Source organism: Streptomyces roseofulvus, from assembly GCF_039534915.1.
Taxonomy (GTDB): Bacteria; Actinomycetota; Actinomycetes; order Streptomycetales; family Streptomycetaceae; genus Streptomyces; species Streptomyces roseofulvus.
On record NZ_BAAAWE010000001.1, the window covers coordinates 1,403,271 to 1,418,986 of the forward strand.

Annotated in this window: 10 protein-coding genes; 7 read left to right on the forward strand and 3 right to left on the reverse strand. The window is 72.8% G+C overall.

Features of this window, described 5'->3' with window-relative positions:
• Positions 1-14: 14 nt before the first annotated feature.
• The 4 genes from ABFY03_RS06440 to ABFY03_RS06455 all read left to right on the forward strand — a co-directional run bounded on the left by ABFY03_RS06440 (position 15) and on the right by ABFY03_RS06455 (position 7,365).
• On the forward strand, positions 15-1,631 hold the full coding sequence (locus tag ABFY03_RS06440) for an alkaline phosphatase D family protein (protein WP_346169433.1): 1,617 nt from the start codon (positions 15-17) through the stop codon (positions 1,629-1,631).
• Positions 1,632-1,716: 85 nt separating this feature from the next.
• Positions 1,717-3,084 carry an SWIM zinc finger family protein gene (locus ABFY03_RS06445; protein WP_346169434.1) on the forward strand — a complete coding sequence of 456 codons (1,368 nt, stop codon included), beginning with the start codon at positions 1,717-1,719 and terminating at the stop codon, positions 3,082-3,084.
• Positions 3,081-5,849 carry a DUF7824 domain-containing protein gene (locus tag ABFY03_RS06450; RefSeq protein ID WP_346169435.1) on the forward strand — a complete coding sequence of 923 codons (2,769 nt, stop codon included), beginning with the start codon at positions 3,081-3,083 and terminating at the stop codon, positions 5,847-5,849. The genes ABFY03_RS06445 and ABFY03_RS06450 overlap by 4 nt, the downstream gene beginning before the upstream one ends.
• 88 nt (positions 5,850-5,937) lie before the next feature.
• Entirely contained in the window at positions 5,938-7,365 is a 1,428-nt protein-coding gene (locus tag ABFY03_RS06455; RefSeq protein WP_346169436.1) for a GNAT family N-acetyltransferase, read from the forward strand.
• On the opposite strand, the gene ABFY03_RS06460 is transcribed toward ABFY03_RS06455, so the two are convergent.
• Complete coding sequence (locus ABFY03_RS06460; protein ID WP_346169437.1) at positions 7,292-8,503, reverse strand: trans-sulfuration enzyme family protein; 1,212 nt, start codon at positions 8,501-8,503, stop codon at positions 7,292-7,294. The genes ABFY03_RS06455 and ABFY03_RS06460 overlap by 74 nt on opposite strands.
• Positions 8,504-8,562: 59 nt before the next feature.
• On the opposite strand from ABFY03_RS06460, the gene ABFY03_RS06465 reads away from it, so the two are divergent.
• The 3 genes from ABFY03_RS06465 (at position 8,563) to ABFY03_RS06475 (ending at position 11,340) form a co-directional block, all read left to right on the forward strand.
• Positions 8,563-9,060 carry an Lrp/AsnC family transcriptional regulator gene (locus ABFY03_RS06465; RefSeq protein WP_031006828.1) on the forward strand — a complete coding sequence of 166 codons (498 nt, stop codon included), beginning with the start codon at positions 8,563-8,565 and terminating at the stop codon, positions 9,058-9,060.
• Positions 9,061-9,100: 40 nt separating this feature from the next.
• Positions 9,101-10,810 (forward strand): DUF885 domain-containing protein, encoded by a 1,710-nt coding sequence (locus ABFY03_RS06470; RefSeq protein WP_386723558.1) that lies wholly within the window; start codon positions 9,101-9,103, stop codon positions 10,808-10,810.
• Positions 10,811-10,881: 71 nt separating this feature from the next.
• Positions 10,882-11,340, forward strand: a complete 459-nt coding sequence (locus tag ABFY03_RS06475; RefSeq protein WP_319007838.1) for an Lrp/AsnC family transcriptional regulator — start codon at positions 10,882-10,884, stop codon at positions 11,338-11,340.
• 35 nt (positions 11,341-11,375) lie between these two features.
• Here the strand turns inward: ABFY03_RS06475 and ABFY03_RS06480 are convergent, their stop codons facing one another.
• Together ABFY03_RS06480 and ABFY03_RS06485 are read right to left on the reverse strand one after the other, a co-directional pair.
• Positions 11,376-14,420, reverse strand: coding sequence for an AAA family ATPase (locus ABFY03_RS06480; protein WP_346169439.1), 3,045 nt, complete (start codon positions 14,418-14,420; stop codon positions 11,376-11,378).
• Complete coding sequence (locus tag ABFY03_RS06485) at positions 14,417-15,592, reverse strand: exonuclease SbcCD subunit D (RefSeq protein WP_346169440.1); 1,176 nt, start codon at positions 15,590-15,592, stop codon at positions 14,417-14,419. The genes ABFY03_RS06480 and ABFY03_RS06485 overlap by 4 nt, the downstream gene beginning before the upstream one ends.
• Positions 15,593-15,716: the final 124 nt, after the last annotated feature.

Consider the following 15,716-nt stretch of genomic DNA (forward strand, 5'->3'; position numbering starts at 1 on the left):
CTCTCGGAGGTCACATGTCCAAGAACCCGCCCGGCTCCCACACTGCCGTCCCGGCCACGAATCCTTCCGCTCCCGCGCGCCGCAGTGTGCTGCGGGGCTCGCTCGCGGCCTCCGCCGGGATCGCCCTGGGCGGCGGGGGCCTTGCGGCGCCGGCCTTCGCCCTGTCGGGGCGACCCGCGGCCCAGTGGGGTGTGCAGACCGGTGACGTCACGGCCCGTTCCGGGCTGGTGTGGGTCCGGTCGGACCGGCCCGCCCGGATGATCGTCGAGACGTCCGCGACGGAGTCGTTCCGACGGGTTCGCCGTCATCGCGGGCCGCTGCTGGGCACGGGAACCGACTTCACGGGAACGACGTTTCTGCGGGGCCTGCCGCCCGGTGAGCAGATCCACTACCGGGTCGTCCTCGCCGACATCGACGATCCGCGACGCACGAGCGAGCCGGTCCTCGGCACGTTCCGTACGGCTCCGGAGCGGCGTCGCGACGGCGTGCGCTTTCTCTGGTCCGGGGACATCGCCGGGCAGGGCTGGGGCATCAACCCGGACATCGGCGGGTTCCGCGCTTTCGAGGCCATGCGCCGGCTCGACCCCGACTTCTTCCTGTGCAGCGGTGACACCGTTTATGCCGACGGACCGCTGCAGCCGTCCGTGACGCTCCCGGACGGTCGGATCTGGCGCAACCTGGTGACGCCGGAGAAGGCGAAGGTCGCCGAGACCCTCGACGAGTACCGGGGCAACTTCCGATACAACCTGCTCGACCAGAATGTCCGGGCGTTCAACGCGCAGGTGCCGGCGGTGGTCCAGTGGGACGACCACGAGGTACGAAACAACTGGTACCCAGGCCAGATCCTCGACGACGCACGGTACACGGAGAAGAACGTGGACGTGCTCGCCTCCCGGGCGTCGCGCGCCTTCGCCGAGTACTTCCCGGTCTCGACGATGCAGGCGGCCGGTCCCGGTGCAGGCGGCCGGATGCACCGGGTGGTGCGATACGGACCGCTCCTCGATGTCTTCGTGCTGGACATGCGCTCGTACCGCAACGCGAACTCGCCCGGCCGGCAGGCGGACGACACCACCGGCATCCTGGGAGCCGAGCAGCTCGCCTGGCTGAAGCACGAACTGTCCCGTTCACGCGCGGTCTGGAAGGTTCTGGCCGCGGACATGCCGATCGGACTGGTCGTGCCGGACGGCGCCACCGCCTTCGAGGCGATCGCACAGGGCGACCCGGGCGCCCCGCTCGGACGTGAGCTGCAGATCGCCGAGCTGCTGCGGTTCATCAAGCACCGCCGGATCACCGGCACGGTATGGCTCACGGCGGACGTGCACTACACCTCGGCGCAGCGCTACGCGCCGGAGCGGGCCGCCTTCCAGGATTTCGCTCCTTTCTGGGAGTTCGTGTCGGGTCCGCTGGCCGCGGGTGGGTTCCCCGCGAACAAGCTGGACTCGACGTTCGGCCCGGAGCGCGTGTTCGTGCGAGCGCCCGAACGGGCGAACGTGTCACCGATGGAGAGCCCGCAGTACTTCGGCGAAGTGGACATCGACGGCGCAAGCGCTGAGCTGACGGTGCGTCTGCGAGGGGATGACGACACCGTGCTGTTCACCAAGGTCCTGCAGCCGGGCCTGGTGGGACAGTAGCTCGGTTCCCCGTTGCGCGGAGTTATCCACAGGCCGGCCTGTGGATACGAGCGGGATGTCAGTGGCGGGCCCTACCGTCGATTTCATGACGCGATCCGTTCAGGCGCTCGCTTACGCACGCCCATCTTCCCTTGAGTCCACGGCCTCCGGCCGGCTCCTCGGTCTGGAGACGGCCGGAGGCATGACGCCTCGCGGCGCCGAGGCCCATCCCCACTTCTTCGCCGGTTTCCTGGCAGCGCCTCAGATAGCCGCTCGCGGCCTGCTGGCGGTGGCGGATGTGGCCGCGGCCCGCTACTACCAGCGGACGAGACCGGGGTCGCTGGATCCTGTCGTGACGGGGAACGGGGACCGTCTGAGGTTCGAGTCCTTCTCGGGGTGCGGCGGGGTGTACGCGCGGCTCGACGTGCTCGACGAGGGCCTCGGTGGAACGGAAACAGGCCACGGCACCACCAACGTCGACGTGAACAACCCTCTGCGCGAAGCGCTTTCACGGATGTCCGGCGACGATCCGATGCATCTGCGGGTGGGGCCGGACGAGATGGCGGTCTCGACCCTCGGCGGATCGGTGGTGGAGAAGAAGGTTCCCCTGCCCGACCGCTGGTTGCGGGGCTTCGCGGAGGCACAGGTCGCCTCGGCCCGGTTCGACCTGCGGGCCGAGCTGACCGGTGCTGAGGCCGTGCGGTTCCTTCGCGGGCTGCCCCGCACGCAGAGCCGGGGCCGGGCTCCGCTGTGGGTGGCCCAGTCCGGCCGGACTCTTCGCCCGACGACCCGCCCGGGGCTGGGAGCCGTATGCCTGCCGGGGCCGGACCGGCTGGTCGCTCTGGAGCGGGTGCTGCGCTTCGCCACGGCACTCCGGGTGTACGGGCCACTGCCCGACGGCATGGCCGCGCCCAGCGCTTGGGAAGTGACCCTGCCGGGCATGCGGCTGACCCTCACCCTCTCCCCCGATCCCGCCCGCGGATTCTCCGGGGAGGGCGGCGTTCTCGAAGCCCTCGCCACGGACGACGCTGCCGCGGACGCGGAGCTGATCGGCGTCCTCCTCGCCTGGGAGCCGAGGATCGATCCGGCCGATCTCACGGAACAGTCCGGACTCACCATGGACCGGGTCCGCGCCGCCCTGACCAGGCTGGGCACGGCCGGGCGGGTCGGCTACGACGTCGCGGACGCCGCGTACTTCCACCGGGAGCTTCCCTATGACGCGGACAGAGCCGAACGGCACAACCCACGGCTTGTCTCCGCGCGACAACTGGTGGCGCGGGACGCGGTGACTCTCGACAAGGAGATGGCGACGGTGGTCTCGGGCGAGCGGCGCTACCGCGTCAGGGAAGCCGACGGGGTCCTGAGCTGCACGTGCACGTGGTGGACGGACTATCGCGGCCGGCGTGGGCCGTGCAAGCACGCCTTGGCGGTACGCATGGTGCGTCGCGGCGCGGGAGGGGCGTCGGCGGCATGACGGTGGGCAGCGCGCCTCGGGTCGGGCGCGGCGATGGAGCAGGCAAGCAACCCATGGGGGTGGAGATGACGACAGCGGTACTCAGCGGGACGAGCGACGCCAGTGGCGTCGACGCGCTGATGAAGGCGGTGCGCGCCGGTCGCGCCGGCGAGGTTCCAGTACTTCTGGAACCGTTGGACGCCTCCGCACGTGCGGAGGCACTCCGGCAGCTCAAGGCACTGCGCTCCGAGGTGCGTTCCTGGGACTGGAACCGGTGGGAGGAGACAGCTCGCGTTCGGCGGGCTTTGTACGTCGCGGGGGCGGGCTGCCACACGGGGGCCGCCGCGGCAGCGAGCTGGCTCGGCGGGCGCGACCTGCTCAGCTGGCGTACCGAGGACGGCGTCCTGACCCTGCGGGTGCTCTTGGACCGGACGCCCGTGTGGCGTGCCGACGTCGCTCACCGGCTGGCGGCCAAGCCGACGGTCGCGGAGGCGTGCTACGGGCTGATCCGGGGGTTGGTCGAGAGCTCGGGAGCAACGGTGCCGGCGACGGACGGCTATGTGCTCGGCTGGGCCCGGCAGATCACGGACAGCAGGCTGCTGGAGAGCCTGAGGGCGGATCCGCAGACGCCAGTGCTCGTGGCCCACGCGCTCGCGATGCAGGAGACCCCGGACCAGCTGGCCTCGTCGGGGAAGAGCGGTTCCGCGACACACTGGCCGACCGCCCTGGCGGCGCTCGTGAGCGAAGGAGTGCTCGACCGCGCGGAGACGGTCGACCTGTGCGTGTCGCGACTGCTGCGCGGCGGACGACAGCGCAACCTGCGGTTCTCCTTGGCGCTGCTGCAGTTGGTGCCGCCGAACGCGGAGGAGCGACGCGAGCGCATCGCCGACTGGATCGGCATGACCGCCGACGCGGTCTCCCCGGTTGCCGGATACGCACAGAAGGCACTGTCCGGACTTGCGCTTGAGGGGGCGCTGCCCGGTGGGGCCTTCGCGGAGATGACGGCGGGGGTGCTGTTCCGCACGGAGAAGAAACTGCTGCGAGCCCAGTTGTCGCTGGTCAACCGGGCGCTCGCCAAGAATCCGGCGCTCGCCGCCGAGGTGTTGCCCGTGGTCGCTGATGCCTTCGGTCACGACGACTCGGAGATTCAGGAGCGAGCGCTGCGGGTCGTGGCTCGCCACCTGAAGTCCGTCGACGAGGAGACGAGTCGGGGGCTCGCCGAGGCGGCTTCGCTGCTCGGCCCCGCCCACCGGAGCGCTGCCGAGGCGGTCTTCGGCAGCCTCGTGGCGACGGCCGACCAGCTTCCGTACGAGGAGCTCCTGCCTCCCGTACCGGAGCCTGAGTTCCTGCCGGGGCCGGAGGGGTCGCTGGAGGAATTGATGGAAGACCTGCTGGTCCAGCAGCGGCGATCGGGCGGCGCGATGGAGTTCGAAAGGGCTCTCGACGGTCTGGTACGGCATGCTCACCAGGACCGGGACAAGGTGGCCGCCCACGTACGAGAGTCGTTCGCCGACGCCTACTGGTACGACACGAGCGCTTTCCCGCACCACCTTCGATATGACTACTTCCGGCACGGTCCGCGCGGCATGGAGGCCGTCCTGGCCTCGCTCGTGGGGAAGGTGAAGCCGGAACGGATCGAAGCCGGCCGGAATCAGCCGGTTCCTCCGCAGGCGTGTGTGCACCGAGCGATGGAGGTGACGGAGGAGACCCGGATCTGGGAGGTTGCTCACCTGATCGGCGGCGGCACGCTGCCGTTGCTCCTGTCCACACCGACCCGGCACACCGGAGGCATCGATCCTCTGGTCCTCGTGGGGCGGCTTCGCGAGTATGCGGACGCCGGACTCGAACCGGCGCCGGTGGACCTGGGCCACGCACTGCTGAGGGTGCGCCGACAGGACCCGTCCGCAGCGCAGGCCGCGGAGCAGGCAGAGGCGCTGGGCAGTGGGGCGGGGGCTCGGTTGGCGGCGTGGCTGCGCTCGGAGAACCCGCTGGTCGCGACGGTGCGATTCCGTCCCCGAGCGGACAAGGGTTCGGACCGCTGGTGGCTGGTGAACCGGATTCTGGTCGAGATGGCGAAGCGCCCGGAGTTCAAGAAGGAGTTCCCGAAGACCTTCCACTGGCTCGCCGGTGGTCTGCTGCCGAACGCCCGAGGCTGCTACCACTGGGAGCAGGTCCCCGAGCGATGGGCCACGCTGCTGCCCGCGGACCGGGAGCTGCTCGCGGCGTTTCTGCTCTCGTCCATGGCGAGCGCGGTCGACGGCGACACCGCACGAGACGTGACGGGTCCGCTCACCCTTCTCGCGGAGGGTGAAGGACAGATGGGCCGGGCTGTGGCGCTGGTACTGGCCTTCGGCCTCGGCTGTCGGGACGCCGACGACCGGCTGCGGGCCGTCGACGCCCTGCTCGTCCTGGCGGCCCGCGGTGAGCTCGACGCCCGCCAGGTGGGCAGGGATCTGGCCTGGCTCCTCGCCGAACGCTCGATGAAGCCCAACCGCCTCGCGGACGCGGCCCGGACCGCGGCCGCCACCGGCGCGTACGGCACCGTGTGGACGATTCTCTCGGAGGCGCTCCCGGCACTCCTGGAGGCGGAGAAGCCCATGCGTGGCCTGGGCGAGCTGCTGGCCATCGCGGCGGACTGCGTGGAACGCTGCGGGGCGACGGGGGAACTGTCAGGACTCGAACGGCATGCCTCGGCGCGCGGCACGTCACAGTTGGTGACGCAGTCCAAGCGCCTCCTGAACGCACTCCGCCAGAAAACCGATCAGGGCACGGCAGAATCGCCCTGAATCAGTCATAAATCCTCCAGATCGCCACTTAACCCGCCAGTCACAAAGCGTTCGTGATCACGCAACACCTCTCGGTCACAGTGAAGTCATGACCGATGTGACGTCCTCGAAGAGCAACCGCCGTCCACACCACTGGCGGCACGACCTGATCGAGCTCGCTGCCCTGTTCACCGCTGTGGTGGTGGCCGACACGATCGCCAAGACCATCGTCAAGGGCCCTGACGGCCCCTACCTCCTGGTGTTCTCGGCCATCGCGCTGGTCGCCACCGCCGGCTTCCACACGTGGTGGGCACGAAGGCACAGCCATGCTCCACCCACCGCCCGACCGTCCACACCCCCGGCCGGCGTCGTCACCGGGGCGCCCACCGACCGGCAAGCGGCTGAAGCCGAATCGGCTCCTGCCCCGGAAGCCATCGAGACCGTGTTGTGGCGCATGAGGACCACGGTCGACGACGCCCCGGGGAGCCTGGCCGCCCTGTGCACGGCGCTTGCCCGGCTGGGTGTCGATATCCTCACGCTCCAGACCCACCCGCTGACCGAAGGCACGGTCGACGAGTTCCTGCTCCGTGCTCCGGCAGGCCTCTCGTCCGCCGATCTCGCCCATGAGATCGGTACCGCCGGCGGACGTGACACCTGGACGGAACGGGCGGACACCCACGACCTGGTGGACACGCCCACCCACGTCCTGGGCCTCGCCACCCGCACTGCCCTCGATGCCGCAGAGCTGCCCCTCGCGCTTCGGCAGCTCCTCGGCCGGTGCACCCTTCACTCCGTGCCGGCCGTCTCACTGACCGGTCGCCCGACCGGCGAGCAGGCGCCTGTCGAGGGGGTGCTCGAAGAGACCGTCATGAAGCTGCGTGACCCGAGGGGCGGCACCCTGCTGATCGAGCGGCCCTACCTGCCCTTCACCCCCACCGAGTTCGCCCGAGCCCGTGCCCTCGTCGAACTCGACGCGCGACTGGGCCCCCGCGTCCCCCACGCCCAGGACGTCCTCACCCTGCCCGAGGGGAACGAGATCACCGTCCGCCGCGCGGACCAGCGTGACCTGCCGGCCGCCCGGGCCATGCACGAACGGTGCTCGTCACGCACGCTGAGCCTGCGCTATCACGGACCGGTCGGCGACGCGGACCGATACCTCGACCACCTGCTGAGCCCCAGGTTCGGGCGCACCCTCGCCGTCCAGACCGCGTCAGGACGGCTGGTCGCCCTCGGGCACCTGCTGTGGGACGGTGACGAGACCGAAGTGGCGCTCCTGGTCGAGGACGACTGGCAGCGACGCGGGATGGGCTCCGAACTCCTCGGCCGACTCGTGGCCATGGCCGAGGAGGCCGGATGCGACAGCGTCTACGCCGTGACGCAGGCGTCCAACACCGGCATGGTGGCAGCCATGCGGGCGCTGAACCTGCCCCTCGACTACCAGATCGAGGAGGGGACCCTGGTGATCACCGCTCGGCTGGACTCGGCACCGCGCCGGAGTGAGCGGGCACAGCGGCAGGCTCGCCAGAGCGAGCGCTGAGCGCCTGGGTGAGGTCGCGCCACAGGTCCTCGACGTCCTCCAGGCCCACCGACATCCGCAGCAGCCGATCGCTGACACCCGCGGCTCGGCGGTCACCCTCGTGCACGATGCGGTGGCTGATGGAGGCCGGGTGCTGGATCAGGGTGTCGACGCTGCCGAGGCTGACCGCCGGAGTGATCAGCCTGACTCCGGCGATCACCTCGTGCGGGTCGCCGTAGACCTCGAAGGCGACCATCGCCCCGCCGATCGCCGGGTAGTGGACGCGGGAGATCCGCGGGTCGGTGGCCAGGCGGCGTACCAGTTCCGCGGCCGTCGCCGAGGCGGCGCGGACCCGTACCGGGAGGGTGGACAGTCCCCGGAGCAGCAGGTAGCCGGCGAGCGGGTGGAGGACACCGCCCGTGGCGAAGCGGACGCGACGGAGTTCGCGGGCGAACTCCTCGTCGCAGGCGACGACGCCGCCCATCACGTCGCCGTGGCCACCCAGGTACTTGGTGGCGCTGTGCAGGACGATGCGGGCGCCGAGGCCGGCCGGTCGCTGGAGGACCGGAGTGGCGAAGGTGTTGTCGACGAGGAGCGGAACCGAGCCGCAGGCATGGGCGACGGCGCGGATGTCGACCTCGGCCAGGGTCGGGTTGGCCGGGGACTCCACCATCACGAGACCCGTGTCCGGGCGGATCGCGTCGGCGACGCCCGCCGGGTCGGTCCAGGTGACCTCGGTGCCGAGCAGGCCGGCGTCCAGGAGGTGGTCGCTGCAGCCGTACAGCGGGCGGACCGCGACGACGTGGCGCAGGCCCTGGCTCGCGCGGGCCAGCAGGACCGCGGTCAGGGCGGCCATGCCGCTCGCGAAGGCCACGGCGGCTTCGGTGCCCTCCAGCCGGGCCAGGGCCTCCTCGAAGCGGGCCACGGTCGGGTTGTCCAGGCGGGCGTAGACGGGCGGGCCCTCCAGGCGGGCGCCGGTGGCGGCGAACTCGTCGATGCGGGCGGCCTCCGCCCGGGCGTCGTACGACGGGTAGGTGGTGGACAGGTCGAGCGGCGGCGCGTGGACTCCGAGCGCGGCGAGGTCTTCGCGGCCGGCGTGCACGGCTTCGGTGGCGAGCGCCCTCGGGGTGGCCGAAGGGGCGTGATCCATGGCGTCCATGGCGGCACTGTGAACGGATACCGGGAAGTAGCGAGAAACATCCGTGCTACGTTCGGCCGATGGCCGAATCTGTCGTACTGGACGCGGTCGATCTGCACATTCTCCGCCTCCTGCAGAACGACGCCCGGACCACCTACCGCGAGCTCGCCGCCGAAGTCGGCGTGGCCCCCTCCACCTGCCTGGACCGAGTGGCCCGGCTGCGGCGCACCGGTGTCGTGCTCGGACACCAGCTGCGACTGGATCCGGCCAAACTCGGGCGCGGCCTGGAGGCACTTCTGCTGGTGCAGGTACGGCCGCACCGACGGGAACTGATCGGTCCGTTCGTCGACCGGATCCGCGCCCTGCCCGAGTCACGGGCGCTGTTCCACCTCACCGGCCCCGACGACTACCTGGTGCACGTGGCCGTCGCCGACCCCTCCGACCTGCAGCGACTCGTCCTCGACGAGTTCACCTCGCGCCGCGAGGTGGCACGCGTCGAGACCCGGCTGATCTTCCAGCAGTGGGACTGCGGGCCCCTGATGCCGCCCGGCGCGGGAGCGTCCTTGTCAGCCGTGTGAAGCCGGTGGAGGGTGACGGGAGACCGGCGGAGGCACCAGGATGAGACACATGCCAGAGAGTTCCCGCAGCAATCTGCCCCGTCAGGTCGCCGACGCCTATGTCGACGACCTCATCGCCCTCGACCCGATCACCGGCACCCATCTGGGTGTCCGGGAGAGCGCCGGCCGTCTTCCCGACTTCTCCCCCGAAGGCCAGGAGGCCGTGGCCGCGCTCGCGCGCCGGACCCTCGCCCTGCTCGACGAGGCCGAGCGGACCCCGGGCGCGGACAGCGACGCCGAGCGCCGCTGCGCCCGTCTGCTCCGGGAGCGGCTCACGGCCGAACTGGCCGTGCACGACGCCGACGAGGGGCTCTGCGCGGTCAGCAACATGCGTTCGCCGGTGCACAGCGTCCGGATCGTCTTCACGGTGATGCCCACCGAGACCGAGGACGACTGGGCGGCCGTCGCCCAGCGGCTGCGGGCCGTCCCCGCCGCGCTGGAGGGGTACCGGGCCTCGCTCGCGCTCGGGCTGGAGCGCAAGCTGTTCGGCGGGCCGCGGGCCACCGCCACCTTCGTCGGCCAGCTCACCGACTGGGCGGGCGGCGACGGCGAGCCGGGCTGGTTCGAGCAGTACGCCGCGGCCCGACCCGACACGCTCCCGGAGGAGCTGCGTACCGAACTGGCCGCGGCCGGCGCCGAGGCGAACGGGGCCGTCGCCTCGCTGCGCGACTGGATGCGCGACGTGTACGCCCCCGCCGTCGCCGACGCGCCCGACACCGTGGGCCGTGAGCGTTACCAGCGCTGGAGCCGGTACTTCAACGGCACGGACCTGGACCTCGACCAGGCGTACGCGTACGGCTGGGCCGAGTACCACCGTCTGCGCGCCGAGATGCACGCCGAGGCCGACCGGATCCTGCCCGGTTCCGACCCGTGGGCGGCGCTCGCGCACCTCGACGAGCACGGCACCCACATCGAGGGCGTCGACGAGGTCCGGGAGTGGCTCCAGGGGCTCATGGACGAGGCGATCGACGCGCTCGACGGCACCCACTTCGAACTCGCCGAGCGGGTGCGGAAGGTGGAGTCCCGGATCGCCCCGGCGGGCGGCGCCGCGGCCCCGTACTACACCGGTCCCTCCGAGGACTTCTCGCGTCCGGGCCGCACCTGGCTGCCGGTGGACGGGCAGACCCGGTTCCCCGTGTACGACCTGGTGTCGACCTGGTACCACGAGGGCGTGCCCGGCCATCACCTGCAGATCGCGCAGTGGGTGCACGTCGCCGACAGCCTCTCCCGTTACCAGGCCACCATCGGCATGGTGAGCGCGAACGCGGAGGGCTGGGCGCTGTACGCGGAGCGGTTGATGGACGAGCTCGGCTTCCTGCCGGACGCGGAGCGCCGGCTCGGCTATCTGGACGCGCAGATGATGCGGGCCTGCCGGGTGATCGTGGACATCGGCATGCACCTGGAGCTGGAGATCCCGGCGGACTCGCCGTTCCACCCGGGCGAGCGGTGGACGCCCCAGCTGGCGCAGGAGTTCTTCCAGCGGCACAGCAGCCGGCCGCCGGCGTTCGTGGAGAGCGAGCTGACGCGCTATCTGTCGATGCCGGGCCAGGCCATCGGCTACAAGCTGGGCGAGCGCGCGTGGCTGCTCGGCCGCGAGCGTGCCCGCGAGGCGCACGGTGACGCCTTCGACGCGAAGGCGTGGCACATGGCCGCGCTGAGCCAGGGGCCGCTGGGTCTGGACGACCTCGTGGACGAGATCTCCCGGCTCTGACCGTTCCCCGCAGGAGTTTTCCCCGGCGGACGGCTTGATCCGCCGGGGAAACCCCTGTTGGCTGGGGTCCCATGAACGGTCCCTCGCACGACTACGCCCCGGACGCCACGGACTGGCGGATCCTCGACGCCCTGCAGGCACACGGCCGGGCCAGTTACGCCGAACTCGCCCGCGCGGTCTCCATGTCGCCGTCGGCCGTGACGGAGCGGGTGCGGCGCCTGGAGGAGGCCGGGGTGATCACGGGGTACACCGCCGTGGTGGACCACGAGCGGCTCGGGCTGCCGATCCTCGCCTTCGTACGGCTCCGCTACCCGACCGGCAACTACAAGCCGTTCCACGACCTGGTCGCCGCCACGCCGGAGGTGCTGGAGGCGCACCACGTCACCGGCGACGACTGCTTCGTGATCAAGGTCGCCGCCCGCTCCATGCGCCACCTGGAGGAGATCTCCGGGAAGATCGGCACGCTCGGGTCGGTGACGACCAGCGTCGTCTACTCCTCGCCGCTCCCCCGCCGCGCCGTCAGCCGCTGAGCGTCGGGCACCGAGCCCGTCAGCCGCCGAGTCCTTCAGCCGCCGAGCCCCTCGCCGCCGGTCCGGAGCCGTACGGCCGAGCCGTGGCGGGACTTGGTGACCTCCAGCTGGGCCGGGATGCGGCGGCGCAGGTCGGCGACGTGGCTGACGATGCCGACGCTGCGGTCGCGTTCGCGCAGCGAGTCGAGCACGTCGAGGACCTCGTCGAGGGTCTGGTCGTCGAGGCTGCCGAAGCCCTCGTCGATGAAGAGGGTGTCGAGGCGCACGCCGCCGGCCTCGTCGGTGACGACGTCGGCCAGGCCCAGGGCGAGCGCGAGCGAGGCGAAGAACGTCTCGCCGCCGGAGAGGGTGGCGGTGTCGCGCGCGTTTCCGGTCCAGGAGTCGACGACGTGCAGTCCGAGGCCGCTGCGGCGGGCGCCGGCGCGCGCGTCGGAGTGGACGAGGGTGTAGCGGCCGGAGGACATCCGCTGGAGGCGCGCGGAGGCGGCCGCCGCGACCTGTTCGAGCCGGGCGGCGAGCACGTACGACTCCAGGCGCATGCGGCGTTCGTTCTCGGCGGAGGTGCCGGCGGTGAGGCCGGCGAGCCGGGCCACCCGGTCGTGTTCGGTACGCAGCGGGCCCAGGGCCCGTGCCTCGCTCTCGGCCTGCCGGGCGAGGCCCGCGAGCCCGGTGACGCGCTCGCGGGCGGCGGCCAGCCCGGCGGCGGCGGCGCGCAGGGACCGTTCCGCGGCGGCGTGGACGGCCTCGGCGGCGGCCGGGTCGGCCGGCGGGAGCGCGGCGGCCTCCTCGATGCCGGGTTCGGCGAGCCGGTCGGCGACGGCCGCGGCCTCGGCCTGCCAGACGTCGAGCCGCTGCTGGCGGGAGCGGCGGCCGTGCTCGTCGAGGAGGGCGGCGGCGGCTTCCGTGGGCGTGGTGAATCCGGCGCGGTAGGCGGCGTCGGCGAGTTGGGCGTCGGCCTTCTTGAGGCGGTCGGCGGCGAGTTCCTCGGCGCGTACGGCTCCGGCGGCGTCGACCAGGAGGGCGATGCGGCGCTCCAGGCGGTCGGCGTGTTCGGCCACGGTGGCGAACGCGCCGCGGCCCCGCGCGAGCTCCTCGGCGAGCGCGGCGCGCTGCCGCTCGATGGCTTCGCGGTGTGAGGTGCGGGCGGCGACCCGTCGCTCCGCCTCGCGCTGGGCTGCCGCCCTCTCCTCGTACTCGCGTTCCGCCCGCGCGAGTGCCTCGCGGGCCGCGTGGGTCTGGGCGGCGAGCGCGTGCGCCTCGGCGTGGCGGGCGGTCAGTTCCTCGGCGGCCTCGGTGAGTTCGGCGACCGTCGGGTCGTGGTGCGGTTGTCCGGGAGCGGCCAGCGAGTGGACCTCTTCGCGGGCGGCGGCGAGCGCTTCGCGGGTGCCGGCCAGTTCGCGCTCGGCGGCGCGGCCGGCCTCGTCGGCCCGCGTGTAGCGGGCGTACGCGGCCTCCTCGGCGGCCCGGTCGACGTGGTCGGCGGTGGCGGCGGTCGGCGCGGGGTGGTCGGTGGATCCGCACACCTGGCAGGGGTCGCCGTCGGTGAGGGTGGCGGCGAGTTCGGCGGCGATGCCGCGCAGGCGGCGGGACTTGAGGTCGAGCCACGTCTCGTGCGCGGTGTTGCGGTGCTCGCGGGCGGCGGCGTACCGCTCCTCGGCCTGGGTCAGGGCACGGGCGAGGCTGTCGCGGCGGCGGGCGGCGGCGAGCCGGAGGCGGAGGGGTTCGAGCCGGCCGGCGAGCTGTTCCGCGCGGGCTGCGGCCTCCTGCGCGGTGTCGACGCGCTGCTGGAGGGCCGTGCGCCGGGAGTCCCAGTCGGCGAGCCAGCCGGCCGCCTCCTGGAGTGCCTCCTCGTCGGCGCGGGCCTCCCGGTCGAGGAGGGTCCGTTCGTCGGCGAGCGCGGCGGCGCGGCTCTCGGCGCGGCGGGCGGCGGCGAGTTCGCCGAGTTCCTCGCGCAGCCGGTTCTCCAGGCTGGAGAGCTGTTCGGCCGAGGCCTCGGCCAGGTCGGGGCGGAGCAGGGAGCGGGCCGCTCCGCGGGCGGCGAGGGCAGCGGCGTGCTCGCGTTCCGCCTCGTGGCGCAGGGCGAGGGCGGGGGCGACGCGGTCGGCCTTGAGGGCGAGGTCGAGGGCGGCCTGGTCCCGGTCCCGGTCGGGGATCCGCGCGGTGAGCGCCTCGCGGCGGCGCAGGGCCTCGGCGTGGCGGGCCTGGCGGGCGGCGAGGTCCCGGGCGTGTTCCGCCGCGGCGCGGGCGTCGGCCTCGGCGTGTTCGGCCGCGGCGAGGCGTACGGCGGCGATGTCGGCGGCCTCGCGGGCCTCGGTGCGGGCGACGGCGCCCCAGCCGAGGACGGTCTCGGCGAGGCCGGGCTCGCCGGGCTTGCCGTCGACGGGGGTACGGGCGACGGGAAGGCCCTCGGCGGCCTGGGCCATGCGGTGGGCGAGCGCGAGGAGCCGGGCGTCGCCCTCCTCGACGCGGTGGGCGGCGGCGCGGCGCAGTTCCGCGAGGCGTTCCTCGACGGCGGCGAAGCGGCGGGTGTCGAAGAGGCGGCCGAGGAGTCTGCCGCGGGCCTCGGCGTCGGCGCGCAGGAAGCGGGCGAAGTCGCCCTGCGGCAGCAGGACGACCTGGCAGAACTGGTCCCTGCTCATGCCCAGGAGCTGGGTGATCTCCTCGCCGATCTCCTGGTGGGACTTGCTGAGGCCGGTCCACGCGCGCGTGGCGGGGTCGTAGGCGCGCAGGGTGCTCTGTGCCTTCTCGGTGGTGAAACCTCCGCCCCGCTTCTTGGGGCGCGGCTGCGCCGGGCTGCGCCTGATCTCCAGGCGGCGGCCGCCGACGGTGAGTTCGAGCACCACCTCGGTGGGGGTGTCCACGGGCGCGTGGTCGCTGCGGAGGGTGGTGCCGGGGGCCTGGCGGGCGCCGGGCACGCTCCCGTACAGGGCGAAGCAGACGGCGTCGAGGACGGAGGTCTTGCCGGCGCCGGTGGGCCCGTGGAGGAGGAAGAGCCCGGCGGTGGACAGGGCGTCGAAGTCGACGGTCTGGGTGGTGCCGAAGGGGCCGAAGGCGGTGATCTCCAGGCGGTGCAGCCTCATCGGCCCCCCTCGCGCTCGGTGGTGGCGGCGTCGACGCGGACGTCGTCGAAGGCGCCGTACAGCACGGTCCGTTCGGCCGGGTCGAGTCCGCCGCCGGGGCGGACGTGGCTCACGAAGTCCTCGGCGATCTGCTGGTCGCTGCGGCCGCGGAGCCGCTGGGCGTAGGAGGCGAGGGAGTCGCTGTCGGCGCGGTCGGGGTCGAAGACGAGGTTGAGGGTGTGCGGGAAGCGTGCGGTGAGCCGGGCCATCGGGTCGTGGGGGCGTACGGCGTCGGTGAGGGTGGCCTCGATCCAGGAGTCCTGGTGCCGGTCGAGCGCGGGGTCGCCGAGCAGGTCGTCGAGGCGGCCGCGGAGGCGGGCGAGGGGGCGCGGTACGGGGCAGTCGACGCGTTCGGCGGCGGTGACGGCTCCGTCGGCGCCGAGGTCGATCAGCCACATGGTCTTGCGGTGGTCGGCCTCGGAGAAGGAGTAGGCGAGCGGGGAGCCCGAGTAGCGCACGCGCGCGGTGAGGGTCTGGGAGCCGTGGAGGTGGCCGAGGGCCACGTAGTCGACGCCGTCGAAGACGGTGGTGGGGACGGCGGCGACGCCGCCGACGGTGATGTCGCGTTCGCTGTCGCTGGGCGCGCCGCCGGCGACGAAGGCGTGCGCGAGGACGACGGAGCGGGTGCCGGCGGGACGCGCGGCGAGGTCGGCGCGGACGCGGTCCATGGCGGCGGCGAGGACCGACTCGTGTCCGGACTTCGCGGCGCCGAGCTGTTCGCGGACGAGGGCGGGCTCCAGGTACGGCAGGCCGTAGAGGGCCACCTCGCCGTGGGCGTCGGTGAGGACGACGGGTGTGCCGATGCCGGCCGGGTCGGTACGAAGGTGGATGCCGGCGCGGCCGAGGAGTCCGGCGCCGACGCCGAGGCGGCGGGCGGAGTCGTGGTTCCCGGAGATCATGATCGTGGGCACGTCCGCCTCGGCGAGCCGGTGCAGCGCGCGGTCGAAGAGTTCGACGGCGGGCAGCGGCGGCACGGCGCGGTCGTAGACGTCGCCGGCGACGAGGACGGCGTCGACCTCGCGGTCGCGGGCGGTGGCGACGAGGTGGTCGAGGAAGGCGGCCTGGGCGTCGAGGAGGCCGACGCGGTGGAAGGACCGGCCGAGGTGCCAGTCCGAGGTGTGCAGGAACCTCACGTCGTCTTCCCACCCCGCATGCGCGTGCCGCTCCTCGCCCCTGATGTCTCTGTCGTGTGCACCACGCATGTCGGCTCACGTGTGTGCGGACACGCCCGTGCCGACACCTGTGTGCCGACACCTG